22 protein-coding genes are annotated in these 23,700 nt (G+C 70.8%); 7 read left to right on the top strand and 15 right to left on the bottom strand.

Translation table 11 applies throughout. From position 1 onward, the window contains the following. The first annotated feature begins 91 nt into the window (after positions 1–91). Positions 92–1,456 (top strand): alpha/beta hydrolase, encoded by a 1,365-nt coding sequence (locus ACFYZR_RS14420; RefSeq protein WP_391909939.1) that lies wholly within the window; start codon positions 92–94, stop codon positions 1,454–1,456. A gap of 99 nt (positions 1,457–1,555) precedes the next feature. Here ACFYZR_RS14420 and ACFYZR_RS14415 read toward each other — a convergent pair whose 3' ends face one another. Further along, positions 1,556–2,434, bottom strand: a complete 879-nt coding sequence (locus tag ACFYZR_RS14415) for a menaquinone biosynthetic enzyme MqnA/MqnD family protein (protein ID WP_391909937.1) — start codon at positions 2,432–2,434, stop codon at positions 1,556–1,558. 282 nt (positions 2,435–2,716) lie between these two features. Here ACFYZR_RS14415 and ACFYZR_RS14410 point away from each other — a divergent pair, with 282 nt between their 5' ends. Continuing rightward, positions 2,717–2,920: a cold-shock protein gene (locus tag ACFYZR_RS14410; RefSeq protein ID WP_366336196.1), complete on the top strand. Its 204-nt coding sequence runs from the start codon at positions 2,717–2,719 to the stop codon at positions 2,918–2,920. Between the two features lie 151 nt (positions 2,921–3,071). Here ACFYZR_RS14410 and ACFYZR_RS14405 read toward each other — a convergent pair whose 3' ends face one another. Beyond that, a complete protein-coding gene (locus ACFYZR_RS14405) occupies positions 3,072–4,997 on the bottom strand; it encodes an AMP-dependent synthetase/ligase (RefSeq protein WP_391909934.1) in 1,926 nt (641 codons plus the stop codon). 158 nt (positions 4,998–5,155) lie between these two features. Here ACFYZR_RS14405 and ACFYZR_RS14400 point away from each other — a divergent pair, with 158 nt between their 5' ends. Further along, positions 5,156–6,229, top strand: coding sequence for an AraC family transcriptional regulator (locus tag ACFYZR_RS14400; RefSeq protein WP_391909932.1), 1,074 nt, complete (start codon positions 5,156–5,158; stop codon positions 6,227–6,229). A gap of 121 nt (positions 6,230–6,350) precedes the next feature. Beyond that, positions 6,351–7,505 (top strand): lipase family protein, encoded by a 1,155-nt coding sequence (locus ACFYZR_RS14395; protein WP_391909929.1) that lies wholly within the window; start codon positions 6,351–6,353, stop codon positions 7,503–7,505. Positions 7,506–7,636: 131 nt separating this feature from the next. On the opposite strand, the gene ACFYZR_RS14390 is transcribed toward ACFYZR_RS14395, so the two are convergent. From ACFYZR_RS14390 to ACFYZR_RS14365, 6 genes are all read right to left on the bottom strand, one after another. Further along, positions 7,637–9,550 carry an AMP-dependent synthetase/ligase gene (locus ACFYZR_RS14390; RefSeq protein WP_391909926.1) on the bottom strand — a complete coding sequence of 638 codons (1,914 nt, stop codon included), beginning with the start codon at positions 9,548–9,550 and terminating at the stop codon, positions 7,637–7,639. Between the two features lie 250 nt (positions 9,551–9,800). Continuing rightward, positions 9,801–10,463: a TetR/AcrR family transcriptional regulator gene (locus ACFYZR_RS14385; RefSeq protein WP_391910685.1), complete on the bottom strand. Its 663-nt coding sequence runs from the start codon at positions 10,461–10,463 to the stop codon at positions 9,801–9,803. A gap of 263 nt (positions 10,464–10,726) precedes the next feature. After that, positions 10,727–12,064, bottom strand: coding sequence for a dicarboxylate/amino acid:cation symporter (locus ACFYZR_RS14380; RefSeq protein WP_391909923.1), 1,338 nt, complete (start codon positions 12,062–12,064; stop codon positions 10,727–10,729). Between the two features lie 172 nt (positions 12,065–12,236). Beyond that, positions 12,237–12,527, bottom strand: a complete 291-nt coding sequence (locus ACFYZR_RS14375) for a DUF4229 domain-containing protein (protein ID WP_391909921.1) — start codon at positions 12,525–12,527, stop codon at positions 12,237–12,239. A gap of 71 nt (positions 12,528–12,598) precedes the next feature. After that, on the bottom strand, positions 12,599–13,762 hold the full coding sequence (mqnE, locus tag ACFYZR_RS14370; RefSeq protein WP_391909918.1) for an aminofutalosine synthase MqnE: 1,164 nt from the start codon (positions 13,760–13,762) through the stop codon (positions 12,599–12,601). A 59-nt stretch (positions 13,763–13,821) separates the two neighbouring features. Next, positions 13,822–14,277: an Lrp/AsnC family transcriptional regulator gene (locus ACFYZR_RS14365; protein ID WP_391909915.1), complete on the bottom strand. Its 456-nt coding sequence runs from the start codon at positions 14,275–14,277 to the stop codon at positions 13,822–13,824. A gap of 139 nt (positions 14,278–14,416) precedes the next feature. Between ACFYZR_RS14365 and ACFYZR_RS14360 the strand changes: the two genes are divergently transcribed. After that, entirely contained in the window at positions 14,417–14,551 is a 135-nt protein-coding gene (locus ACFYZR_RS14360; protein WP_391909912.1) for a hypothetical protein, read from the top strand. Here ACFYZR_RS14360 and ACFYZR_RS14355 read toward each other — a convergent pair. Next, the gene (locus ACFYZR_RS14355; protein ID WP_391909909.1) at positions 14,548–15,240 is read right to left on the bottom strand and encodes a UbiX family flavin prenyltransferase; all 693 of its coding nucleotides are present in this window, start codon (positions 15,238–15,240) and stop codon (positions 14,548–14,550) included. The two genes, ACFYZR_RS14360 and ACFYZR_RS14355, sit on opposite strands and share 4 nt — an antisense overlap. A 98-nt stretch (positions 15,241–15,338) precedes the next feature. On the opposite strand from ACFYZR_RS14355, the gene ACFYZR_RS14350 reads away from it, so the two are divergent. Beyond that, positions 15,339–16,607: a hypothetical protein gene (locus tag ACFYZR_RS14350; protein WP_391909906.1), complete on the top strand. Its 1,269-nt coding sequence runs from the start codon at positions 15,339–15,341 to the stop codon at positions 16,605–16,607. A gap of 74 nt (positions 16,608–16,681) precedes the next feature. Here the strand turns inward: ACFYZR_RS14350 and mqnP are convergent, their stop codons facing one another. Both mqnP and ACFYZR_RS14340 read right to left on the bottom strand, forming a co-directional pair. After that, positions 16,682–17,578 (bottom strand): menaquinone biosynthesis prenyltransferase MqnP, encoded by an 897-nt coding sequence (gene mqnP / locus ACFYZR_RS14345; protein ID WP_391909903.1) that lies wholly within the window; start codon positions 17,576–17,578, stop codon positions 16,682–16,684. Beyond that, the gene (locus ACFYZR_RS14340; protein WP_391909900.1) at positions 17,575–19,026 is read right to left on the bottom strand and encodes a menaquinone biosynthesis decarboxylase; all 1,452 of its coding nucleotides are present in this window, start codon (positions 19,024–19,026) and stop codon (positions 17,575–17,577) included. Before ACFYZR_RS14340 ends, mqnP begins: the two co-directional genes overlap by 4 nt. An 87-nt stretch (positions 19,027–19,113) precedes the next feature. On the opposite strand from ACFYZR_RS14340, the gene ACFYZR_RS14335 reads away from it, so the two are divergent. Beyond that, positions 19,114–19,395, top strand: a complete 282-nt coding sequence (locus ACFYZR_RS14335; RefSeq protein WP_391909897.1) for a PLD nuclease N-terminal domain-containing protein — start codon at positions 19,114–19,116, stop codon at positions 19,393–19,395. Here ACFYZR_RS14335 and ACFYZR_RS14330 read toward each other — a convergent pair. The 4 genes from ACFYZR_RS14330 to ACFYZR_RS14315 all read right to left on the bottom strand — a co-directional run bounded on the left by ACFYZR_RS14330 (position 19,392) and on the right by ACFYZR_RS14315 (position 23,651). Then, positions 19,392–19,913, bottom strand: coding sequence for an SRPBCC domain-containing protein (locus tag ACFYZR_RS14330; protein ID WP_391909894.1), 522 nt, complete (start codon positions 19,911–19,913; stop codon positions 19,392–19,394). The two genes, ACFYZR_RS14335 and ACFYZR_RS14330, sit on opposite strands and share 4 nt — an antisense overlap. An 82-nt stretch (positions 19,914–19,995) precedes the next feature. Next, a complete protein-coding gene (ccsB, locus tag ACFYZR_RS14325) occupies positions 19,996–21,078 on the bottom strand; it encodes a c-type cytochrome biogenesis protein CcsB (protein WP_391909892.1) in 1,083 nt (360 codons plus the stop codon). Next, positions 21,075–22,910 (bottom strand): cytochrome c biogenesis protein ResB, encoded by a 1,836-nt coding sequence (locus ACFYZR_RS14320; RefSeq protein WP_391909890.1) that lies wholly within the window; start codon positions 22,908–22,910, stop codon positions 21,075–21,077. The genes ccsB and ACFYZR_RS14320 overlap by 4 nt, the downstream gene beginning before the upstream one ends. Before the next feature lie 3 nt (positions 22,911–22,913). Continuing rightward, on the bottom strand, positions 22,914–23,651 hold the full coding sequence (locus tag ACFYZR_RS14315; RefSeq protein ID WP_391910683.1) for a cytochrome c biogenesis CcdA family protein: 738 nt from the start codon (positions 23,649–23,651) through the stop codon (positions 22,914–22,916). Positions 23,652–23,700: the final 49 nt, after the last annotated feature.

The raw sequence follows: 23,700 nt of genomic DNA, 5'->3' as shown, positions 1-23,700 counted from the left end.
CCGAGGAACCCCGGACCCTGGTTTGCCCATCAACTAGGACGGAACAAACCGTCATGTCCTTCGGGGCAGCAGCAGCATCCGGAGCGACGCGATGGCTCACTCACCCAACGGGGGCTACCGGCCCAACGGGGGATATCAGCAGCAGGGCGGCGGCTACCCGCAGGGTGGCGGCTACGGCCCGCCGCAGGGCGGCCACCCCCAGCAGGGTGGCGGCTACGGCGGCCAGGACCGCGGCTACCAGCAGCAGGGTGGCGGCTACCGTCAGCAGGGCGGCCCGGGCACCTACCCGCCGGCCGACGGCTACGGCCCCTACAACGGCCAGGACGGCCGGGACGACCAGTACGGCGGTCAGTACGACGACCAGTACGACGGTTCGTACCAGTCGCAGGGCCGGCGTCGCGCCTCCCGGGCCAAGATCTGGACGATCGTCGTGGCGTCCATAGCCATAGTCGGCCTGATCACGGGTGGCGTGCTGAAGTACCTGGAGATCGGCCCGTTCTCCAAGAAGGGCGACCCGGTCAGCTTCGGCCAGGGCGCCGACAAGAACGGCGGCCAGGCCGGCGGCACCGACGGCGGGTCCAGCGACTCCAAGACGCTGATGCCGACGGGCCCGGCGGCTCAGTTCAAGAACGCCAACACGCTCGGCGACGGCACCGAGATCGGCGTCGTGACCATCACGGGCAAGAAGTCCGGCTTCACGGGCAAGGTCTGGGTCTGGGCGCCCAAGCAGTACAAGGACCCCAAGTACGCCAAGAGCGGCTTCCCGGTCCTCATCGCGCTGCCCGGTGGCCCCGGCTACCCGAACAACTACTGGATGGGCACCGACCTCGGCCTGGAGTCCTCCATCGCCAAGTGGTCGGACGAGGGCAAGAGCAAGCCGTTCCTGCTGGCCATGCCCATCCTCAACCCGAACGACAAGAACTACTACGACGGCAGCGACATCCCCGGCCAGGCCAAGATGGGCACCTGGCTCACCGAGGACGTCCCGGACCTCATGAAGCAGAACTTCCGCACGCTGAAGTCGCGTGACGGCTGGGCGTTCATGGGCTCCTCCTCCGGTGGCTTCGCCGGCTTCAAGGCCGTCATGAAGCACCCGGACAAGTTCAAGGCCGTCATCGCCTCCGGCCCGGACATCGTCCCGGACTCCCCGCTGTGGAAGGGCTACGACGCCGAGAAGCGGGAGAACAACCCCGAGGTGCTCTCCCAGCGGCTGATCGACACCAAGTCGAAGAACGACGTCTACATCGCGTTCCAGTACGGAACGCTGGAGGCCGCCATCACACGGCAGGGCGTCGACAAGTACATCGCCCAATACGGCAACAAGGGCCCCATCCACACCCATCTCGAGGTCATCCAGGGCGGCAAGCACGACGCCAAGACCTATGTGAAGGGGATGGGCAACAGCAGCATCCAGTGGATCAGCGAGCAGATGGAGGGGCCGACGCCCTCCTCCTGACCCCTGACCCGCGCGGCCGGGCCCCGGTGGTTCCACGGGGCCCGGCCGTCGGCATACGGAACCGTCGGCGTACGAAGCCCTGATCCCTCTCCGGAGGGGTCAGGGCTTCAGCAGTTCCACCCGGATGTCGGCGGGGAAACCGGTCGTCGGGCCGGTGCGGCGGGCGAACTCCGACACGCCCGCCAGCTGGTCCGGGCCGAAGCGGAAGTCCAGCGTGGTGAAGTAGCGCTCCAGCAGCGCGGCGTCGAAGGACTCCCAGCGGGCGGCCTGCTCGGCGACCTTGCCGACCTCCTCCAGGGAGAGGTCGCGGGAGGCCAGGAAGGCCTGGTGCACCTGGGCGACGAGCTCCGGCTCCCGGGCCAGGTAGTCCTTGCGGGCGGCCCAGACGGCGAAGACGAACGGCAGGCCCGTCCACTCCTTCCACATCGTCCCCAGGTCGTGGACCGTGAGGCCCAGCCTCGGGGCGTCGTGCAGCGAGGCCCGCAGGGCGGCGTCGCCGATCAGGACGGCCGCGTCCGCCTCCTGCATCATCGCGGCGAGGTCCGGCGGGCAGGTGTAGTACTCCGGCGACACGCCGTAGCGCTCGGCGAGCAGCAGCTGGGCGAGCCGGACCGAGGTGCGCGAGGTGGAGCCGAGGGCGACCCGGGCCCCGTCCAGCCGGTCCAGCGGCAGCTGGGAGACGATGACGCAGGACATGACGGGGCCGTCGCAGCCGACCGCGATGTCGGACAGCGCGACCAGGTCGTCGGCGTTTCTCAGGAACTCGACGAGCGTGACCGGCGCGATGTCCAGCTCCCCGGCGATCAGCTGCTCGCTGAGCTTGTCGGGGGTGTCCTTGGTCAGGTCCAGGTCCAGCAGCGTGCCGGTGCGGGCGAGCCCCCAGTAGAGGGGCAGACAGTTGAGGAACTGGATGTGGCCGACACGCGGCCGCTCCGGCACATCGACGGCGGTCGCTACATCTGAGGCTGAATTGTCCACATCCGGAGGCTAGCCCCGCCTCCCCCGGACCGCCGGGCCGGGGTGCCGCTACAGGTGCCTGACAGGCGATCTTTTCCGCTGGGAAGGGCCGGAAAACCCGCCTTGGGCGTGATCTTCAACTCCTTCCCCGGAACAACGTCGCGTGCTAGGCTCGCCGCAAGTTGCAGTTTGGTTTCCCTTGCAGTACAGAGCCTGCGGAGCATGTGACCCCGCAGGCTTTTGTAGTTTTCAGACTTCTCGCAGGTTCTGGAGCAGGGCAACCCTTTGGCCCAAGGAGGGCTTATGGCTACCGGAACCGTGAAGTGGTTCAACGCTGAAAAGGGCTTTGGCTTCATCGCCCAGGACGGCGGGGGCCCCGACGTCTTTGTCCACTACTCCGCGATCAACGCCGCTGGCTTCCGCTCCCTCGAGGAGAACCAGCAGGTCACCTTTGACGTCACGCAGGGCCCGAAGGGTCCGCAGGCGGAGAACGTCACCCCGGTGTGATTGCCCGATCCCCGGTTCTCCGGGGATCACCTAAGGAGCCCTGCCTTCCGCTTCGGCGGAGGGCAGGGCTCCTGCCTTTTCGGGCGTTCACAAAGTTTTTATACGGGCACACCGGACCGGCACATCGGAGCGGCTTCCTCCGGTAAAACGTTCACTCACTCGTGCCACTTATTTCACTTTCGAACCTGTCTTCGTACCTGTCTTCGTACAACGCCTCGATTTCTGCGGCATAGCGCTCCGCGACCGCCGTCCGGCGGAGTTTCAAGGTCGGCGTCAGGGTGCCGTTCTCCACGCCGAAGTCCCCGGCCAGGATCGTGAACGCCCGTATCCGGGCGGGCCGCGCCACCCGCTCGTTGGCCGCCGCCACCGCCTCCTCGCACAGCCGCCGCACCGCCGGGTGCCGGGCAGGCCCTCCGGCGTCCCCTCCGGCGTCCCCTCCGGCAGCGAAATCCACCCCTTCGCGGGCTGCCCAGGCCATGATTTCCGCTGTGTCGAGGGTGAGCAGCGCCACCGGGTACGGCCGGCGGTCCCCGACCATCACCGCGCGGGAGATCCAGCGGGACTGCTGAACGGCGAACTCCCACAGCGAGGGCGTCAGGTTCTTGCCGCTGGACGTGATGATCAGGTCCTTCTTGCGGCCGGTGATACGGAGGTAGCCCTCCTCGTCGAGGGTGCCGATGTCGCCGGTGCGCAGCCAGCCGTCCGCGTCGAGGGCACCGGCGGTGGCGGCCGTGTTGCCGTGGTAGCCGGCGAAGACGCCGGGGCCCCGGGCCAGGACCTCGCCGTCCTCCGCGATCCGCAGCTCACAGCCGGGGATGGCCTGCCCGACCGTGCCGGGGCGCACGGCCCCCGGGTGGTTGGTGGTGATCACGCCGGCGGCCTCGGTCATGCCGTAGCCCTCGTAGACGGCGAGGCCGCAGGCGCGCAGGAAGTCCAGCGTCTGCGGCGCGATGGGCGCGGCCCCTGTGAGGGCCCAGCGCAGTCTGCCGCCGAAGAGCGCCCGCGTGGGGGCGAAGACGCGTCTGTCGGCCGCCTCCCAGGCGGCGCGCAGCGAGGCGTCCGGCTCCTCGCCCCGCTCGCGGAGCCGGGCCGTCTCCAGGCCGACGCGGACGGCCGCCTCCAGGCGGGCCCGGCCCTCGGGGCCGTGGGCCTCGGCGAGGGAGACGGCCCCGGCGTGCACCTTCTCGAACAGCCGGGGCACGGAGGGCAGGTGGGTGGGCCGGACCTCGGCGAGTTCGGCGAGGACGTTCTCGACCCGGCCGCCGAAGTAGCAGAGCGCGCCGCCCCGGCGGAGCGTGGTCAGCTGGATGAGCTGGCCGAAGATGTGGGCGAGCGGCAGGTAGAGGTAGGTGGTGTCGCCGGGGCCGGCGCCGGTGAGGTCGGCGGTGGCGTCCTGGTTGGAGACGACATTGGCGTGGGTGAGACGGCAGCCCTTGGGGAGGCCGGTGGTGCCGGAGGTGTAGACGATGGTGCACAGGTCGTCGCCCTTGCGCGCGGCGGCGCGTGCGAGGAGCTCGGCCAGGGGCGCGGTGGCGGGCAGGGCGGGGAGGACGTGGGTGTCGGGGGCGAGGAGGTGGGTGTCGGCGGGGAGGACGTGGGTGTCGGCGGGGAGGCCGGCGGGCACGCCGGTGGGATCGCCGTCCGTCGGTACGTCGCCGTCCATCAGCACCAGGTGGCGCAGCCCCGGCAGTCCGTCGCGGACGGCCGTCACCCGGGCCGCCTGGGCGGCGTTCTCGCAGATGACGACGGACGCGCCGGAGTCGCCCAGCACCCAGGCCAGTTCCTCCTGCCCGGCCGTGGGGTAGACGGGCACGACGACCGCGCCCGCGGCCAGCGCGGCGAACTGGGCGTGGGTCCACTCCGGCCGGGTCTCCCCCAGGATCGCCACCCGGTCGTCCGGGCGCACCCCGAGCCCGATCAGGCCCCGGCCGAGGGTGCGTACGGTCTCGCGCAGCTCCTCGTGGCTCGTCTCCGCCCACTCGTCGCCCCGGCGGAAGCGCAGCGCGGGCAGGCCCCCGTACCGCTCCGCCGTCCATTCGGTGAACTCGGCGAACGTATCGGGACGTTGCTGCGGCATGGGGCCTCCCGGACGGATATGCGGGTTGGGAACGCGCGAACAGAATCCTGCGTACCGATGTACCCAGCCGGCATGGTCCACCCCACCCGCCCCCGCCGGGATGACCGGAATCGTCAGCCCCGCTGACCCGGGCGTTCAACGGGGTTACGGTGCGGTGCATGAACAGCCGGACGATCAGCAGCCGGACGGTCGCCGTGCACCAGGTACGGGCCGCGCTCGGTGGGGCGCTGCGGCTGGGTCTCGACAGCGCGCCGCTGCTCCAGCGGGCCGGGATTCCGCCGCTGACGCTGGGCGACGAGCGGGCGCGGGTGACCGCCGAGCAGTTCGCGCTGCTGGTCCGCGCGGTGCAGCGGGCCACGGGGGACGAGTTCATGGGGCTGGGCACGGTGCCCAGCAGACCGGGGACCTTCGCCATGATGTGCTACGCCAGCATCGGCTGCCGGGACCTGGGCACGGCCCTGGAGCGAGCCGTGCGGTTCTACGGGCTCTTCCCCGCCGGCCCGGACCTCGCGCTCGAACGCGGCGGGGAGGAGGCGGAGTTCGCCGTCCGCAACGATCTGCGCGACCACGCCGAGGGGCGGTTCCTGGCCGAATGCGTGCTGGTGATCTGGCACCGGCTGGCGAGCTGGCTGATCGGGCGGCGGATCCCCCTGCGCCGGGTCCGCTTCGACTGCCCGCCGCCGCCCCACGCGGGCGAGTACGGGGAGGTCTTCGGCTGCCCGGTGGGATTCGGCCCGGGGCGGACGTTCCGGGCGAGCGCCCGGTTCGACGCCCGGTGGCTGGCGGCGGCGCCGGTGCGGGACGAGGCGGCGCTGGAGGAGCTGCTGCGCGCGGCACCCGCCGTGCTCATCGGCCGCCACGAGTACGGCACGACGGTGACCGAGCAGGTGCGGCGGACGTTCACGCGCGCCCTGCGCGAGGGCCGCACCGCGCGAGGGCGTCCGGCCCGGCTGCCGGAGCTCGAACGGCTGGCGGCCCGGCTGGCGGTGAGCCCGGCGACACTGCGGCGCCGGCTGCGGGAGGAGGGCACCTCGTACCGGCGGCTGAAGGACCAGGTGCGGCGGGAGGCGGCGCTGGCCGGGCTGGCAGGGGGACGGGAGCCGATCGTGGAGCTGGCGGCCCGGCTGGGGTTCTCGGAGGACGCCGCCTTCCACCGGGCGTTCCGCCGCTGGACGGGAACGACGCCGGGGGCGTACCGGCGCGGCCAGGAAAGCCACGGCCAGGAAAGCTGAGCGTTCCGGTCAGCGCCGCCCTACCGGCGGGTCACTACGGTCACCAACCAGCCGTTTCCACACGGTAGTTGTCTCACAACAGTCGATCACACCAGTCGATCACGACAGTGGGGAGAGCCGCATGCACCTGCGCAGAACGGCCCTCGCGGCGGTCGCCGCGCTGGCCGTCGCCCTCGGCCTGCCGGGCGGCGCCTCGGCGGCCGGCCGTACGGACACGGGGTCACCGGGCGACATCGTCAGCGCCGCCCCGACCTCCTTCCATCCGCTCCCGGGCCAGCCCACGAACACCCGGGCCTGGCACGTCACTTACCGCTCCACCACGGCCAAGGGCACCCCGAACGTCGTCTCCGGCACCGTGATCGTCCCCCAGGACGGCCGCACCGGACCCCGCCCGCTGATCACCTACGCCGTGGGCACCGTGGGGATCGCCGACCAGTGCGCCCCCTCGGCGGGCTTCCCGCGCGGCACCACGCTGGAGGCCAACCTCATCCAGCTGCTCACCGCCCGCGGCTGGGCCGTCGCCGTCACCGACTACGAGGGCCTGGGCACCCCCGGCGACCACACCTACACCGTCGGGCGCGCCGAGGGCCACGCCGTCCTCGACGCCGCGCGCGCCGCGCTGCGGCTGCCGCAGGCGGGGCTGGGCCCGGACACGCCCGTCGGCATCATGGGCTACTCCCAGGGCGGCCAGGCGAGCAGTTGGGCGGCGGAGCTCCACGACTCGTACGCGCCCGAACTCGACGTCCGCGGCACGGCGACGGGCGGTGTGCCCGCCGATCTGCCGAAGGTCGCCGACGCCAACGACGGCGGCATAGGCGCCGGCCTCGTCCTGATGGCCGCGGTCGGCCAGAACGCGGCGTTCCCGGAGCTGGGGCTCGACTCCTACCTCAACGAGAAGGGGCGTTCGTACGTCGATTTCCTCAAGCGGCACTGTGTGGTCGTCGACGCCGTCGCGGGGCTCTTCAAGCGGATCGGGGACGTGACGGTCAGGAACCCGCTGTACGAGGCGGACTGGCAGCGGGTGCTGCGGGCGTCCGCGCTGGGCACCCATGCGCCCGATCACCCCGTGTACCTCTATCACGGGGTGATCGACGAGCTGATCCCTTACGAGGTGGGGCGGAAGCTGCGGGCGGACTGGTGCGGGAAGGGGGCGACGGTGCAGTGGAAGTCGCTGCCGTTGGCCGAGCACGTCGCCGGGGTCATCGCGGAGTCGATACCTGCTGCGAACTGGTTGGCGGAGCGGTTCGCCGGACGGTCGGTGCGGGGTAACTGCTAGGGGGTGTTGCCCCGGTCCCGCCCCTTCCCGTTTCCTTGGGGCAAGCCCCCAGACCCCCGATCCGCGCTGACGCGCGTCGTCCTCAAGCGCCGGACGGGCTGATTCCAGCCCGTCCGGCGCTTGAGGCGTCCTCACCGCTCGTACAGCGAACCGATCTCCGCCGCGAAGTCCCGCGCGATCGCTTCCCTCCGCAGCTTCAGCGACGGCGTCAGGTACCCCGCCTCCACCGAGAACTCCACCGGCAGCGCCGCGAACCGGCGGATCGACTCCGCCCGTGACACATACCCGTTCGCCTCCTCCACCGCCTCCCCCAGCTCCGCCCGGAGCGCCTCGTCGTGGACGAGCTCGTGCACCGGCACGTCGTCGAGGCCCCGCATCCGGGCCCAGTGGTCGAGGCCGTCGCGGTCGAGGGTGATCAGCGCCGTGACGTAGGGGCGGTTGTCGCCGATGACAATGCACTGGTCGACCAGGGGGTGGGCGCGGACACGGTCCTCCAGGGGCGCCGGGGCGACGTTCTTGCCCCCGGACGTGACGATGAGTTCCTTCTTCCGGCCGGTGATCGTGAGGTAGCCCTCGGGGTCCAGCGCGCCGAGGTCGCCGGTGGCGAACCACTCGTCCGCCCCGGACGCCGGGACCGCCTCCGCCTTCTCCGCGTCCCAGTAGCCGGCGAAGACATGGCCGCCGCGCAGCAGGATCTCGCCGTCGGCGGCGATGCGGACGGCGCCGCCGGGCAGGGGCCAGCCGACGGTGCCGGGGCGGGGGCGCAGGGGTGGGGTGAGGGTGGCGGCGGCGGTGGTCTCGGTGAGGCCGTAGCCCTCGAAGATCCCGATGCCGGCGCCGGAGTAGAAGGCGGTGAGCCGGGTGCCCAGGGGTGAGCCGCCGCTGATGACGTAGCGGACGCGGCCGCCGAGCGCGGCCCGGATCCGGCGGTAGACCAGCGGGTCGTAGAGGGCGTGGGCGGCGCGCAGCCGCAGCGTGGGGCCGGGGCCGGTGCGGGCGAGCCCGGCGGCGGTGGCCTCGGCGTGCTCCCGGGCCACGGCGGCGGCGCGGTCGAAGGTCTCGGCGCGGCCGAGCCGCTCCGCCGTCGCCCGTCCGGTGTTGTAGATCTTCTCCAGGACGTAGGGGATGGCGAGGAGGAACGTCGGCCGGAATCCGGCCAGGTCGGAGCGGAGTTCGTCGCCCCGGAAGGAGTCGGTGTGGCCCAGGCGCACCCGGGCGCGGAGGCAGCCGACGGCGACCATGCGGCCGAGGACGTGGGAGAGCGGCAGGAAGAGCAGGGTGGAGGCGGGTTCCTTGCTGACGGAGGTGAAGACGGGGTGCAGCAGCGCGATCGCGTTGTCGACCTCGGCGAAGAAGTTGGCGTGGGTGAGGACGCAGCCCTTGGGACGGCCGGTGGTGCCGGAGGTGTAGATGAGGGTGGCGATGTCCTCGGGGGTGCGGGTGGCCCGGCGTTCGGTGATCACCCGGTCGGGCAGTGCCCGTCCGGCGGCGGTGAAGCGGGCCACGGCTCCGGTGTCGAGCTGCCAGACGTGGGCGAGGGCGGGTAAGTCCGGGCGGGCGGCGGCGACGAGGCGGAGCTGTTCGGGGGTCTCGACGACGCACGCGGTGGCGCCGGAGTCCGCCAGGATCCAGCGGACCTGGTGGCCGGAGGAGGTGGGGTAGACGGGGACGGTGACCAGGCCGGCGGCCCAGGCGGCGAAGTCCAGGAGGGTCCACTCGTAGCGGGTGCGGGCCATGATGGCGAGCCGGTCGCCGGGCCGCAGCCCGTGGGCGACGAGGCCCTTGGCGACGCCGCGCACCTCGGCGGCGAAGCGGGCGGTGGTGATGTCGCGCCAGAGGGCGCGGCCGGGGCCGGGTTCCTTGCGGCTGACGGCGACGGCCTGGGGGTCCTCGGCCGCGTTGTCGAAGGGCAGGTCGCCGAGCGTGCCGTGGTGGACGCGCGGGGCGAGGGCGGGGACGGCCGCCTCGCGGACGGTCCCGGCGACGGCGGTCGTACGGGGCGGGACGAGCGGCGGGGGCGCGGCGGCGCCGGGCGTTGCGGACACGTGCGGCTCCTGTTCGGGACGGCAGGCGAACGACAGGCGAAACCGGCAGGCGACATTACTCGGCAGTAGATGCCTGGCCGTAAAGGTACGCCTGCGGGCCCACGCCCGACCAGCCCCCGTCCCGCATCCACGAAGGGCCTCCCCGAACCCGCGCGCCCCCGAAGGACTCACCGGGCCGGGCCCCCACCACCGGGGAGACCCCGTGAAGGCCCTGCGGAGCCCCGGGGAACCCCCCGGGAGGGGACGCGTCTCAGGGCCGGGTGGCGTGGGTCCAGCGCCGCCCGGCCCTGAGGTTCTCCAGCCCCACCCAGGCGACGTTCATCAGGGTCGCCGCGGTCTCCTTCGCCGAGGGGACGGCGCCCGTACGGGTGTTGGCCCACCCCGCGAGCGACTCGGCGGCGCCCACCAGCGCGTGCGCCAGCCCGGAGGCCTCGTGTCGGGCGAGGGCGGCGCTTCCGTCCCCGCCCGCGCCCTCGGCACCGCTCGCGCCCTCGCCCTCGGCGGCTGTGGCGGCGATGAGCCGGGTGACGAGGTCGACCATCTCCTGCCGCAGCTCGCCCACCACGGGCGCGAACGGCTCCCCGTTCGTGCGGGCCTGGCAGCTGAGCACCGACCAGCCGTCGGGGTGCTCGGCGGTGTGGGCGAAGAAGGCGCGCAGCCCGAGCCACAGCCGGTCGTCGGCGGAGGCGTCGGGCTCGATCGCGGCCCGCACCGAGGCCATCAGGGCGTCGGCCTCGCGGCGGACGCAGGCGCCGAAGAGGTCTTCCTTCGAGTTCAGATACAGATAGACCAGCGGCTTGGAGGCCCCGGCCAGTTCGGCGATCTCGTCCATGGACGCGGCGCGGTAGCCGCGCCGGGCGAAGACCTCCACGGCGGCGTCGAGCATCTGCCGTTCGCGCACCTCCCGCGGCATCCGCCGGATCTTCCCGGTGCCGCGTTTGCGCCGGGGAACCGGCTCCTGCGGCGGCGCCCCGCCCCCCGGCTCGGCGGCGCCGTCGCGCGTGGTGCTCTCCGCGCCCCTTGGGGCCTTTGCGACCTGTGCGTTACTCACGACCGTCACGACAAAAAATCCCTCCCCCCCGTCACACTACCGGCAGGTAATATCACGGGGAGGAGGGACGTCAAGGGCCGGGAACGAGCCTCCGGGGGGCCGGACGGCCCCTTCTTACCGGTCCGTCAGGCCGCGACGGGCGCGGTGCGCGCCTCGGCGACGGGCTCGTCCTCCAGGTGGGAGCCGTCGGCCGTGTCGTAGGCGGCGCGGTCCAGGATCTTCTCCCGGGAGGCCACGATGATCGGGATCACCGACTGGCCCGCGACGTTCGTGGCGGTGCGCATCATGTCCACGATCGGGTCGATCGCCAGCAGCAGGCCCACGCCCGCCATCGGCAGGCCCAGCGTCGAGAGCGTCAGCGTGAGCATCACGGTGGCGCCGGTGAGGCCGGCGGTCGCGGCCGAGCCGATGACGGAGACGAAGGCGATCAGGATGTAGTCCTTGACCTCCAGCGGCACGTCGAAGACCTGGGCGACGAAGATCGCGGCGATGGCCGGGTAGATCGAGGCGCAGCCGTCCATCTTGGTCGTCGAGCCGAAGGGCACCGCGAAGGACGCGTACTCCTTGGGCACGCCGAGCCGCTCGGTGACCTTCTGGGTCAGCGGCATGGTGCCGACGGAGGAGCGGGAGACGAAGGCCAGCTGGATCGCGGGCCAGGCGCCCTTGAAGAAGCGCAGCGGGTTGACCTTGGCGACGGTCGCGAGGAGCAGCGGGTAGACGCCGAACAGCACGATGGCGCAGCCGACGTAGATGTCGGCGGTGAACGTCGCGTACTTGCTGAGCAGGCCCCAGCCGTACGTCGAGATGGCGGTGCCGACCAGGCCGACCGTGCCCAGCGGGGCGAGCTTGATGACCCACCACAGGGCCTTCTGGAGCAGCTCCAGCACGGAGTGGCTGAAGGTGAGGACGGGCTGGGCCTTCTCACCGGTCTTCAGGATCGCGATGCCGACGACCACGGCCATGAAGACGATCTGGAGGACCTTGAGCTGGGTGAAGGGCGTGACGATGTCGGTGGGGACGATGCCGGTGAGGAAGTCGAGCCAGGAACCGTGCTTCTTGGGCTCGGCGCCATCGGCGGCGGTGAGGCCGGTGCCGGCGCCCGGGTCCGTGACCAGGCCGATCATCAGGCCGATGACGACCGCGATCAGCGACGTGATCATGAACCACATCAGGGTGCGGGTGGCCAGCCGGGCGGCGTTGGAGACGTTCCGCAGATTGGTGATCGAGACCAGGATCGCGAAGAACACCAGCGGCGCGATGACCAGCATCAGCAGCTGGACGAAGAGGTCTCCGACCTTGCCCAGCGTGGTGCCGAGCCAGCCGATGTCACCGCTCTTGGCGGCCCAGCCGAGCAGGGCGCCCAGCACGAGGCCGAGGAGGATCTGGGCCCAGAAGGGCACGCCGATGATGCGGGATATGCGCCCGCGCGAGGCGGCCGCCGTGGGGGACGGTGACGTCGACATGCCGATTACCGTAACACTCATGCTTTGAGCAACCCAAAGAACTTCTTTGAGGCGCACACCCATCAGAACGCGCCGGAACGCGCCTGCGCCCCGCGCCGGAACGGGAGTTCCGGCGCGGGGCGCAGGTAGGGGTATGTCGTATATGTGAGGAGCGTTACTGGACCGCGTCCTCTTACTGGACCGCGTCCTCCTGGCCCGCGTTCGCGGCCATCTTGGCCTTCGCACGGTCCACCCGGTCCACGATCTGCTCGGACATGGCGTCCCGCTGCTTGCGCAGCAGGACCCAGCTCAGCGGCGCGGAGAGGATCAGGGCGAGCAGGATCATCCAGACCAGGTTGGAGTTGCCCACCCCGAGCGGGATGACGTGCGCGTAGCACAGCACCCAGACCACGGCGAAGCAGCCGGCCAGCAGGCCGAACCGCAGGGCGGTGTAGCGGAGCGACGCGAACTTCTGGCTACTCACGGTCGGGACCTTCTTCTCGACGACAACCGAAACGTGCAATTCCAGTAGTACAGCACGCCCAGAAGTGGATCTCAGACCCGCATCGGCTGCGGCGATTCCCGCAGCGAGGCGTCCGGGCCCGGGTACTCGCGGATGGTCTCGTAACGGGTGTTGCGCTCCACCGGACGGAAGCCGGCCTCGCGGATCAGCTCCAGCAGATCGTCACGGGTGAGCTTGTTCGGCGTGCCGTAGTTGTCGGCGTCGTGAGTGATCTTGTACTCGACGACCGAGCCGTCCATGTCGTCCGCGCCGTGCTGGAGCGCGAGCTGGGCCGTCTGCACACCGTGCATCACCCAGAAGACCTTGACGTGGGGGACGTTGTCGAACAGCAGCCGGGAGACGGCGAAGGTCTTCAGCGCCTCGGCGCCCGTCGCCATCGACGTCCGCGCCTGGAGCCGGTTGCGGATCTTGCCGTCCTTCATGTCCACGAAGTCGTGCTGGTAACGCAGCGGGATGAAGACGTGGAAGCCACCGGTCTCGTCCTGGAGCTCACGCAGGCGCAGCACGTGGTCCACGCGGTGGCGCGGCTCCTCGATGTGCCCGTAGAGCATCGTCGCCGGGCCCTTGAGGCCCTTGGAGTGGGCGAGGCGGTGGATGCGCGACCAGTCCTCCCAGTGGGTGTCGTGGTCGACGATGTGCTGCCGCACCTCCCAGTCGAAGATCTCCGCGCCACCGCCGGTCAGCGACTCCAAACCGGCGTCGATCAGCTCGTCGAGGATCTCGTCGGCGGGCAGCCCGGAGATCTTCTCGAAGTGCTGGATCTCGGTGGCGGTGAAGGCCTTCAGGGAGACGTTCGGCAGCGCCTCCTTGAGCGCGCGCAGCGAGCGCGGGTAGTAGCGCCAGGGCAGCGTGGGGTGGAGGCCGTTGACGATGTGGAGCTCGGTGAGGTTCTCGCTCTCCATGGCCTTGGCCAGGCGGACGGCCTCCTCGATGCGCATCGTGTACGCGTCCTTCTCGCCCGGCTTGCGCTGGAACGAGCAGTACGCGCACGACGCCGTGCACACGTTGGTCATGTTGAGGTGGCGGTTGACGTTGAAGTGGACGACGTCGCCGTTCTTCTTCGTCCGGACGTGGTGGGCGAGCCCGCCCAGCCAGGCCAGGTCGTCGGACTCGTAGAGGGCGATGCCGTCCTCACGGGTGAGCCGCTCGCCCGCGTAGACCTTCTCCTCGAGCTCACGCTTGAGTCCGGTGTCCATGCGTCCGCCCTCTCCGATACTTCCGATTTCGCAACCCCGTCGAGACTACTCCCCCGCCCCTACGCGTCCTCGGGCAGCTCACCCACGCGGTTCTCCCACTTGGTGGAGAGCACGATCGTGGTACGGGTGCGGCTGACGCCCTTGGTTCCGGAGAGCCGGCGGATGGTGCGCTCCAGCCCGTCCACGTCGCCGACCCGGACCTTGAGCATGTAGGAGTCGTCGCCCGCGATGAACCAGCAGTCCTCGATCTCCTCCAGGTCCCGCAGCCGGCGCGCCACGTCCTCGTGGTCGGCGGCGTCCGAGAGCTGGATGCCGATCAGGGCGGTGACGCCCAGGCCCAGCGAGGCCGCGTTCACGGTCGCGCGGTAGCCCGTGATGACGCCCGCCGCCTCCAGACGGTTGATCCGGTCCGTGACGCTCGGTCCGGACAGGCCTACCAGCCTGCCCAGCTCCGCGTACGAGGCCCGGCCGTTCTCCCGCAGCGCCTGGATGAGCTGCCTGTCCACCGCGTCCATAGCCTGGCACCTTTCAATAATCAGCGAACTCGCCGGTTTCAGTGTAGAATCTAAGGCGTACGGGGCTCCAGGCCCCGCAAATCTTTCACCAGATCAGCGAATCAACGACGATCCTTCGATCTTCAGGAGTGAAGAGCCCGTGTACTCGATCGAGATGGCCTACGCCCGCATGCGCGAGCTCCAGGACCTGGCCAACCGCTCGCGTGCCCACCAGTCCACCCCGGCTCCGCGCCCCGCGGGAAAGATCCGCTTCCCGCGCGCCAAGAAGCGCTAGCCCTCCCCACGAGCGCTCGCTCCACCGAGCTCTCCTTCCCAGCGGCGGTACAGCCGGTGCGGCACTTCCGCCGCGTCCAGCGCCCGCCCGGCGACGAAGTCCACCAGATCCTGGATGTGCGTCGCCCCCGCGTAGAACGCCGGCGAAGCGGGCAGCACCACGGCTCCCGCGTCGTCGAGCGCCACGAGTTGCCGGAGCGTCTGCCCGCTGAGCGGTGTCTCGCGCACCGCGACGATCAACGGCCGACGCTCCTTCAGCGTCACGCTCGCCACGCGCTGGAGCAGATCCTTCGAGAGTCCCAGCGCCACTCCCGCCACACAGGCGGTGCTCGCCGGGACGATCAGCATCCCCTTGGCGGGATACGAGCCGGAGGACGGCCCGGCGGCGAGGTCCCCGGCCGCCCAGTGACGGACGTCCGCCAGAGCCGCCTCGTCGACGGCGAAGTGCTCCTTGCCGTCCGCGCCCAGCACGAGCCAGCTCGCGAGGTCCCGCTGCCAGTGCCCGTCCCGGAAGCGGATCCCGGTCTCGTCCAGCAGCGTCAGCCGGGCGGCGCGGCTGACCACCAGGTCCACCGCCTCGCCGGCCGCCAGCAGACCGCGCACCACGGCTGCCGCGTAGGGCGTCCCGGACGCGCCGGAGACCCCGACCACCCAGGGCCGGCGTCGCTTCGTGTGTTCGTACGGCTCCACGGGATCGAGCCTATCCGGACACCGCGGGCACGCCCGCCGGTGTCCCGGACGGGGGTGGCCGGGAGCGCGTCTTGACGGCGTCTTGGCGGAATAGTCCTTTGACATGCCTATTCGTCCTGGACTTAAGTGACCTTCGTATAAACAGGAACGGTCCAGAACGGTCCAGGGGGAACGTCATTCACACCACGCTCAAGGGTCTGGCCGCCGCCGGCTGCGTCGCCCTCGTCGCCGCCGCGTCCGTCGCCTGCGACCCCACCGACAAGCTGAGCCCCGAGGCGAAGGTCGAGCGGGCCTTCGACAAGCTGGGCGGCCAGCAGGCCGTCTCGGCCGACTTCGGCTTCGACGCCGGCGCCGACAAGCTCTACGAGGCGATGAAGGGCGAGGACGACTTCCAGCGCTCCGACGCCGAGACGCTGGCGAACCTGAAGCTCTCGTTCGCGATCAGCAACGACAAGCCGCTCAAGGACGTCAAGCCCGGCGACAAGAACGGTGCGGTGACGTTCAAGCTGGCCAAGAAGGACAGCGACAAGCCGCTGGTCGAGTTCCGTGGCGTGTCGCAGAAGCTCTACCTGCGCGGCGACCTCAAGGCCCTCGCCGAGTTCGGCGAGAAGAGCGAGAAGAGCAAGAGCGCCAAGGGCGCCAAGGGCAAGCAGGCCCTCGACGAGCTGCTGAAGAAGGCCGACCAGCTCCCGCCGTCCCTGGACGCCGTCAAGGGCGCCGTGAAGGGCGACTGGGTGTCCCTGGACACCAAGTCCTTCGAGGAGTTCGGCAAGTCCTTCGGCAAGGACAAGGGCGCCTCCGGGAACGGCTCGCTGAGCGACTCGCTCGACCCGGCGACCCAGAAGCAGGCCCTGGAGGCCATGCGCAAGGCCCTGATGGAGAACGCCAAGTTCGCCGACGCGGACTCCAAGGGCGGCGCCGACCACGTCAAGGTCACCGCCAACGCGAAGACCGTCGGCAAGAAGGTCGTCGAGGGCCTCAAGCCGCTGAAGGACAAGCTCGGCAGCAAGCGCTTCGACAAGCTCTCCAAGTGGGAGGACGCCCCGGACAAGGACGTCACCGTCGACGTGGCCATCAAGGACGGCATGCTCTCCGGCCTGTCCTTCGACGCCGCCAAGCTCGACAAGGACGCCAAGGGCGAGCTTCCGGTGACCATCGGCTTCAAGGGCGGCTCGGAGAAGGTCGAGGCCCCCGCCGGTGCCAAGGAGCTCAAGCCCCAGGACCTGATGGGCGCGGCCATGTTCGTCTTCATGGGCGACGCCAAGAACGGCGGCGCGAAGAGCCCGTTCGGCAGCGACGCGAACAGCCCGTTCGGCGGCGGCTCCTTCGGCGGCGGCGCGCAGGACCCATTCAGCAAGTCCGTCTGAGTCCGTCTGAAGGCCGCACACACAGCGAGAAGGGCGGCCCACCGAACACGGTGGGCCGCCCTTCTCGCTGTGTTTCAGACCGTCAGGCCGCGCACCAGCAGGTCCAGCAGGGCGCACGCGAAGAGCGCGATGCCGATGAAGCCGTTCACGGTGAAGAACGCCCGGTTCAGCCGGGACAGGTCGTGCGGCTTGACGATCGTGTGCTCGTACAGGAACGCCCCGGCGACCACGACCAGGCCCGCCCAGAAGAACACGCCCGCGTGCGTCGCCAGCGCGTACCAGACCAGCAGCGCCGTGGTGATGACATGGCAGACCCGGGCGCCGTACAGGGCGGCCGGGATGCCGAAGCGGGCCGGGGTGGACTTCACCCCGTGGGCACGGTCGGCGGCCACGTCCTGGCAGGCGAAGATCAGGTCGAAGCCGCCGATCCACACGCCGACCGCCAGCCCCAGGACCACCGCGTCCCAGGACCACTCCCCCGTGACCGCCAGCCACGCGCCCACCGGGCCCATGGCCTGGGCCAGGCCCAGGATCGCGTGCGGGAAGTTGGTGAAGCGCTTGCCGTAGGGGTAGACCACCATCGGGATCACGGCGATCGGCGCGAGCGCCAGGCACAGCGGGTTCAGCAGCGCGGCGGCGCCGAGGAAGAAGACCACGGCCACCCCCGCCCCGGTCCACGCCGAGCGCACCGACACCGCGCCCGTGACCAGCTCCCGGTTGGCCGTCCGCGGGTTACGGGCGTCGATCTCACGGTCGATGATGCGGTTGCAGGCCATCGCGAACGTGCGCAGCCCCACCATGGCCACGGTGATCAGCAGCAGCCGCACCCAGTGGATGTTCCGGTCGAGCTGGAACATCGCCGTCAGGGCGGCGATATAGGCGAAGGGCAGCGCGAAGACCGAGTGCTCGATCATGACGAGGCGCAGGAACGCTTTCGTCCGCCCCGGCTGGGCGACGGCGGCCGTGGTCACAGCCCGTACTCCTTCCACCGGCGGTCGACCTTCGCCGCCGTCTCCGGGTCCGACTCGACCATCTCCGGCCAGCCCCCGTCGCGCGTGTAGCCCTCCTCGGGCCACTTCGCGGTCGCGTCGATGCCCGCCTTGCCGCCCCAGAACTGCTGGTAGGAGGCGTGGTCGAGATGGTCCACGGGGCCCTCGACGACGGTCAGGTCACGGGCGTAGTCCGTGTTGCCCAGCGCGCGCCAGGCCACCTCGTGGAGATCGTGGACGTCGCAGTCCGAGTCCACCACGATGATCAGCTTGGTCAGCGACATCATGTGCGCGCCCCAGACGGCGTGCATGACCTTCTGGGCGTGCTTGGGGTACTTCTTGTCGATCGAGACGATCGCGCAGTTGTGGAAACCGCCGGCCTCCGGCAGGTGGTAGTCCACGATGTCCGGGACGATCACCTTCAGCAGCGGCAGGAAGAACCGCTCCGTGGCGCGGCCCAGCGGGCCGTCCTCGGTCGGCGGGCGGCCGACGACGATCGACTGGAGCAGCGGGCGCCGCCGCATCGTGACGCAGTCGATGGTGAGCGCCGGGAAGTCCTCCTGCGGCGTGTAGAAGCCGGTGTGGTCGCCGAACGGCCCCTCCGGCAGCATCTTCCCCGGTTCCAGCCAGCCCTCGATGACGACTTCCGCGTTCGCGGGGACCTGGAGCGGGACGGTCTTGCAGTCGACCATCTCGATCCGCTTGCCCTGGATGAAGCCCGCGAAGAGGTACTCGTCGATGTCGCCGGGCAGCGGCGCGGTGGACGCGTACGTCACGGCCGGCGGGCAGCCGAAGGCGATGGCGACCGGCAGCCGCTCGCCGCGCTTGGCGGCCACCTGGTAGTGGTTGCGGCTGTCCTTGTGGATCTGCCAGTGCATGCCGATGGTGCGCTTGTCGTGGCGCTGGAGGCGGTAGAGGCCGAGGTTGCGGACGCCGGTCTCGGGGTGCTTGGTGTGGGTGAGACCCAGGTTGAAGAAGGAGCCGCCGTCCTCGGGCCAGGTGAAGAGCGCCGGGAGCTTCTCGAGGTCCACGTCGTCGCCGGTGAGGACGACCTCCTGGACGGGCGCGTCCTTGACCTTCCGCGGCGGCACGTGCGCCATCGCGCCGAGCTTCCCGAAGGCCTCGCGCATGCCGACGAAGCCCTGCGGGAGCTCCGGCTTGAGCAGCCCGCCGATCTTCTCGCTGATCTCGTCGTAGGACTTCAGGCCGAGCGCCTTGAGGAGCCGGCGGTCGGTGCCGAAGACGTTCATGGCGAGCGGCATGGCCGCGCCCTTGACGTTCTCGAAGAGCAGCGCGGGCCCGCCCGCTTTGTTCACTCTGTCGACGATCTCCCCGATCTCCAGGTACGGGTCGACTTCGGCCTTGATGCGCTTGAGCTCGCCATCGCGCTCCAGTGCCCGGAGGAACGAGCGAAGATCGTCGTAAGCCATACGTTCCAGTATCGAGCACGCACTACCCTGGAGCGGTCACGGGGGCCGCGAAGCGGCCCGAAGCACCGCAACCCGGGGGCCGCCGCCATGCTCAGGTATCTGCCGTTCCTGCTGATCCTGGCACTGTGGATCTACGCCTTCATCGACTGCCTCAACACGCCCGAGAACGAGGTGCGGGGCCTGCCGAAGCTGGCGTGGGTGTTCGTCATCCTGCTCTTCGGCGAGGTCCTGGTGGGCCCGGTGGCCTGGCTGGTCGCGGGGCGCCCCAGGGCGCGCACGCGCCCGGCGCGGCAGCGCTGGGTGGCCCCGGACGACAACCCGGAGTTCCTGCGCTCGCTCCGGCCCGACGAGGACGGCCCGAAGGGCTAGCCCCGGCCCTCCCGGTACCGCTCGCGCAGCTCGCGCCAGCGGTCGAGCGTCCAGCGCGACCAGTCGGCGGGCTGCCCGCCGAGGGCCTGCATCAGGTACTCGAAGTGGTGGTGCCAGCCGGCCAGGCAGTCCAGCCGGCTGTCCTCCGGCCCGGTCATCTCGTTGGTGAAGTGCAGCAGCGTCCCGCCGACGCCCAGCGGCCCGGGCTCCAGCTCGAAACGGACGCGCCCGTGGACGTCCACGGTGTACTCCACCAGCCGCTTGGGCTCCCAGGCCGTCACCCGCCCCGGGGCCACCGTGGCATGGCCCTCCGCGTCCGTGTTCTGCCAGCGCAGCGTGATCGCCCCGCCCTCGCGCCGCTCGAACGGATCGGCGACGGCCAGCCAGGTGGGCAGCCCGTCGGGCGTGGCGATCGCGTCCCACACCTCGTCGACGGGGTACGGGATCGACAGCTCGTAGCGCAGGGTGTGGACGTCGCCCTTGCTCTCGGACGCGCCGTAGGGGGAGGGGATCTCCATGTCTCCAGCTCTAGCACGACGGCCCGCCTCCCGCGCGCTGGAAGCGGCGGGGGCGGGCCGTGGTGACGGGCCGGCGCGGCGGTCAGACGCCCGCGTACGAGTGCTTGCCGCTCAGCAGGATGTTCACGCCGTAGTAGTTGAAGAGGTAGCAGGCGAAGGCCAGCAGGGCCAGGTAGGCGGCCTTCCGGCCCTTCCAGCCGGCGGTGGCGCGGGCGTGGAGGTAGCAGGCGTAGGCGACCCAGGTGATGAAGGACCAGACCTCCTTGGGGTCCCAGCCCCAGTAGCGGCCCCAGGCCGCCTCGGCCCAGATCGCGCCCGCGATGATCGTGAACGTCCACAGCGGGAAGACGGTCGCGTTGATGCGGTACGCGAACTTGTCGAGCGTGGCGGCCGAGGGCAGACGGGAGAGGGCGTTGCCCCAGGCACCGCCGGACTCCTTGCCGGCCAGCAGCTTGGCCTCGTAGGAGTCGCGGAAGAGGTAGAAGAGCGTCGAGCACGCGCCCACCCACAGCGCCGCGCCGGAGATGATCGCGCAGGAGACGTGGATCCACAGCCAGTAGGAGTGGAGCGCGGGCACCAGCTGGTCGCTGCTGGTGTAGAGGACCGAGACGGCCAGGCCCAGGTCGAGCAGGATCGACGTGGTCAGCGGCAGGCCGAGCCAGCGGACGTTCTTCTTCGCGAGGAGCAGGCCGAGGTAGACGGCCACGGCGGTCATGCCGAAGGTCGTGGAGAACTCGTACATGTTGCCCCACGGCGCCCGCTGCACGGACAGCGCGCGGGTGAGGACGCCGCCCGCGTGGAGCACGAAGGCCAGCACCGTCAGCGAGACCGCGATCCGGCCGTACAGGTCGCCCTTCTCGCTGCCGCCGGCCGCGCCGGGGCCGTCGGGCACGTCACGGCTGCCGGGGGCGGCGCGCGTGATGACCTCGGGGCGTTCCAGGACGGCCGTGCCGCCGCCCTGTGCCTTCTTGACGGTGACGGTCACCGACGAGCGGGCGGCCTCGGCGGTGATCGCGGCGGCGGTGCGGGCGACGGTGCTGCGGCTGCCGAAGACCCACTCGGTGATGTGCGCGAGGAAGGCCAGGGTGTAGACGGCCATGGCCGAATAGATCAGCACATTGCTGATGTTGGCCAGGTTCTCGTTGGTTGCGGCGGCGAGATTCACGCGCGCGCTCCTTCGGACGATTCGGCGGGGTCGGAGGCGGGGCCGGAGGCGGCCTCGTCCGCGGCTTCGGCGGCTTCCGCGGCTTCGGCGGTTTCGGCCGCGGCGGGCGGGGCGTCGGGCTGGAGGGCGGCGGCGAGGGAGGCGAGCTCCTCGGGCAGCCGGGCGGACTCGCTGCGGCCGAGGCCGGCCAGCTCCACGACCGTACGGCCGTCGGCGCCGGCCGTGGCCCGCACCCAGACCCGGCGGCGCTGGATGAACAGCGAGCCGGCCAGGCCCAGCAGCGCGGCGACGGCACCGGTCAGGGCCAGCTCGTTGCCGGGCTTCTGGGAGACCTGGAAGGTCGCCCACTCCTTGATGGTGTCGAAGTGCAGCGAGCCGCCGTCGGGGAGCGTCATCGTGTCGCCGACCTTGAGCAGCTTGGCGAAGGGCGAGCCGTCCTTCTCCTTGAACTGCTTCATCTTGGTCACGTCGAGCTGGTAGACGTTCTGCGGCATGCCGGAGTCGGTGCCGAGGCTGCCGGAGTAGGCGGTGAGCACCAGGGCGGGGTTGTCCAGCGCGGGGAACTGGGAGGCCATCATCCCGGTCTTCAGGTCCAGCGTCGGCACGAAGTTGCCCTTGAAGCCGATCTGGGTCTTGTTGCCGTCCTTGTCCCGGTAGTCGCCGACCTTGGCGACGCTGGTCTCGGTGACGTTGCTGTCCAGCGGCAGCGAGGCCATGGGGCCCCGGAAGGCGATGTTCCCCCGGCCGTCCTTGACGGTCACCATCGGAGCGTAGCCGTGGCCGATGAGGTAGACCTTCGAGCCGCCCGTCTCCAGGGGCTCGTTCACCTTGATGGTGGCCTTGCGGGCCGGGCCGTCGGCGCCCTCGTAGTAGGTGATGTGGGCGGCGTAGTCGCGCGGGGTGCCCTTCTGGGGGCCGGTGCGCTCGTAGGTCCCGGAGAAGCTGTCCAGGTAGAAGCTGAACTTGTCGAGGTCGTCCGGGCGGAAGAGGGAGCCGGACTTGAAGTCGTCGTACTGGGTGAGGGTGTTCGAGAAGCCGTCGCCCTCGACGACGAGCTTGCCGCCCTCGGACTTCCACAGCTGGCCGGAGGCGAAGGCCACCAGCAGGACGATCAGGGAGATGTGGAAGAGGAGGTTGCCGGCCTCGCGCAGATAGCCCTTCTCGGCACCGACGGAGCCTTCGCTCCGCTCGACCCGGAAACGGCGCCGCTTGAGGAGCTTCTCGGCCGCCGCGACCACCTGCTCGGGCTTCGCGTCCGTGTGCCAGGTGGCGTGGGCGGGCATCCGGGTGAGGTGGCGGGGGGCGGCCGGCGGGCGGCCGCGCAGCTGGCCGACGAACTGCCAGGTGCGCGGGACGATGCAGCCGATCAGCGAGACGAACAGCAGGATGTAGATCGCGGAGAACCACACCGAGCTGTAGACGTGGAAGAGCCCGAGCTTGTCGTAGACCGACGCCAGGGTCTCGTGGTCGTCCTTCCACTGCTGGGCCTTGAGCGCGTCGACGCTGGTCTGCGGGACGAGCGAGCCGGGGATCGTGGCCAGGGAGAGCAGGAAGAGCAGGATCAGCGCGACCCGCATCGAGGTCAGCTGCCGCCAGACCCAGCGCACCCAGCCGGTGGTCTCCCGGGCGGTCCAGGCGAGCGCGCCGAGGAGGCCGGGCTTGCGGACGCCGCCGAAGGAGCCGGGTACCGCCTGGCCGTCACCGGGCCTGTCCTCGGCGGGAGCCGTGGACAGGGCCGATGTTGCTGCCGCTTCGTCCGTCACGGCGGTATCGGTGGCGGTGTCAGTGCCGGTATCGGTATCGGTGTCGGTGGAGTCGTTGGTCTTGGCCATTGATCAGATCCCGGGGGTGTAGCGCGACGACCACGTCTGGAGGTCCTGGACCATGCTGTCCCACAATCCTGTGACCAGGAGCAGGCCGACCGCGACGAGCATGCCGCCGCCGAGGCGCATGACCCACACGTAGTGCTTCTTGACCCAGCCGAAGGTGCCGAGCGCGCGCCGGAAGGCGATCGCGGCGAGGACGAAGGGCAGGCCCAGGCCCGCGCAGTAGGCGACGGTGAGCAGCGCCCCCCGGCCGGCGCTGGCCTGGTTGGAGGAGAGCGAGAGCACGGCGGCGAGCGTCGGCCCGATGCACGGGGCCCAGCCCAGGCCGAAGAGCACCCCGAGCAGGGGCGCCCCGGCCAGGCCCATCGTGGGCCGGGTGTGGAAGCGGAACTCGCGCTGGCCGAAGAGGTTGAAGGCGCCCATGAAGCCCAGGCCGAGCACGATCGTCAGCCCGCCGAGGACGAGGTTGATCGTCCCCTTGTAGCTCTGCAGCGTGTTGCCGAAGAAGCCGAACAGCGCGCCGCCGGAGACGAAGACGGCCGAGAAGCCCAGCACGAACAGCGAGGACCCGGCGAGCATCCGGCCCCGCCGGGCCTCGGCGAGGTCCGCGCCGCCGACGCCCGTGACATAGGAGAGGTAGCCGGGCACGAGCGGCAGCACGCACGGCGAGAAGAACGAGACGAGGCCGCCGAGCACCGCCACCGGCAGGGCCAGCAGCAGCGCTCCGGAGAGCACCGTCTGGTTCATGTCGCCGGCTGCGGCGAGCGTGGTGAGCACAGGGGTCGCGGTGGCCACG

It is taken from the genome of Streptomyces sp. NPDC001678, from assembly GCF_042892945.1.
GTDB lineage: Bacteria > Actinomycetota > Actinomycetes > Streptomycetales > Streptomycetaceae > Streptomyces.
Note: the sequence above shows the minus strand (reverse complement) of the source record. Positions and strands in the feature narration are given on the sequence as shown.

Coding starts and splice junctions, on each gene's coding strand:
- ACFYZR_RS14420 (WP_391909939.1), top strand. CDS start 92: ATGGCTCACTCACCCAACGGGGGCTACCGGCCCAACGGGGGATATCAG.
- ACFYZR_RS14410 (WP_366336196.1), top strand. CDS start 2,717: ATGGCTACCGGAACCGTGAAGTGGTTCAACGCTGAAAAGGGCTTTGGC.
- ACFYZR_RS14405 (WP_391909934.1), bottom strand. CDS start 4,997: ATGCCGCAGCAACGTCCCGATACGTTCGCCGAGTTCACCGAATGGACG.
- ACFYZR_RS14400 (WP_391909932.1), top strand. CDS start 5,156: ATGAACAGCCGGACGATCAGCAGCCGGACGGTCGCCGTGCACCAGGTA.
- ACFYZR_RS14395 (WP_391909929.1), top strand. CDS start 6,351: ATGCACCTGCGCAGAACGGCCCTCGCGGCGGTCGCCGCGCTGGCCGTC.
- ACFYZR_RS14385 (WP_391910685.1), bottom strand. CDS start 10,463: ATGCCGCGGGAGGTGCGCGAACGGCAGATGCTCGACGCCGCCGTGGAG.
- ACFYZR_RS14380 (WP_391909923.1), bottom strand. CDS start 12,064: ATGTCGACGTCACCGTCCCCCACGGCGGCCGCCTCGCGCGGGCGCATA.
- mqnE (WP_391909918.1), bottom strand. CDS start 13,762: ATGGACACCGGACTCAAGCGTGAGCTCGAGGAGAAGGTCTACGCGGGC.
- ACFYZR_RS14365 (WP_391909915.1), bottom strand. CDS start 14,277: ATGGACGCGGTGGACAGGCAGCTCATCCAGGCGCTGCGGGAGAACGGC.
- ACFYZR_RS14340 (WP_391909900.1), bottom strand. CDS start 19,026: ATGGCTTACGACGATCTTCGCTCGTTCCTCCGGGCACTGGAGCGCGAT.
- ACFYZR_RS14335 (WP_391909897.1), top strand. CDS start 19,114: ATGCTCAGGTATCTGCCGTTCCTGCTGATCCTGGCACTGTGGATCTAC.
- ACFYZR_RS14330 (WP_391909894.1), bottom strand. CDS start 19,913: ATGGAGATCCCCTCCCCCTACGGCGCGTCCGAGAGCAAGGGCGACGTC.
- ACFYZR_RS14320 (WP_391909890.1), bottom strand. CDS start 22,910: ATGGCCAAGACCAACGACTCCACCGACACCGATACCGATACCGGCACT.
- ACFYZR_RS14315 (WP_391910683.1), bottom strand. CDS start 23,651: ATGAACCAGACGGTGCTCTCCGGAGCGCTGCTGCTGGCCCTGCCGGTG.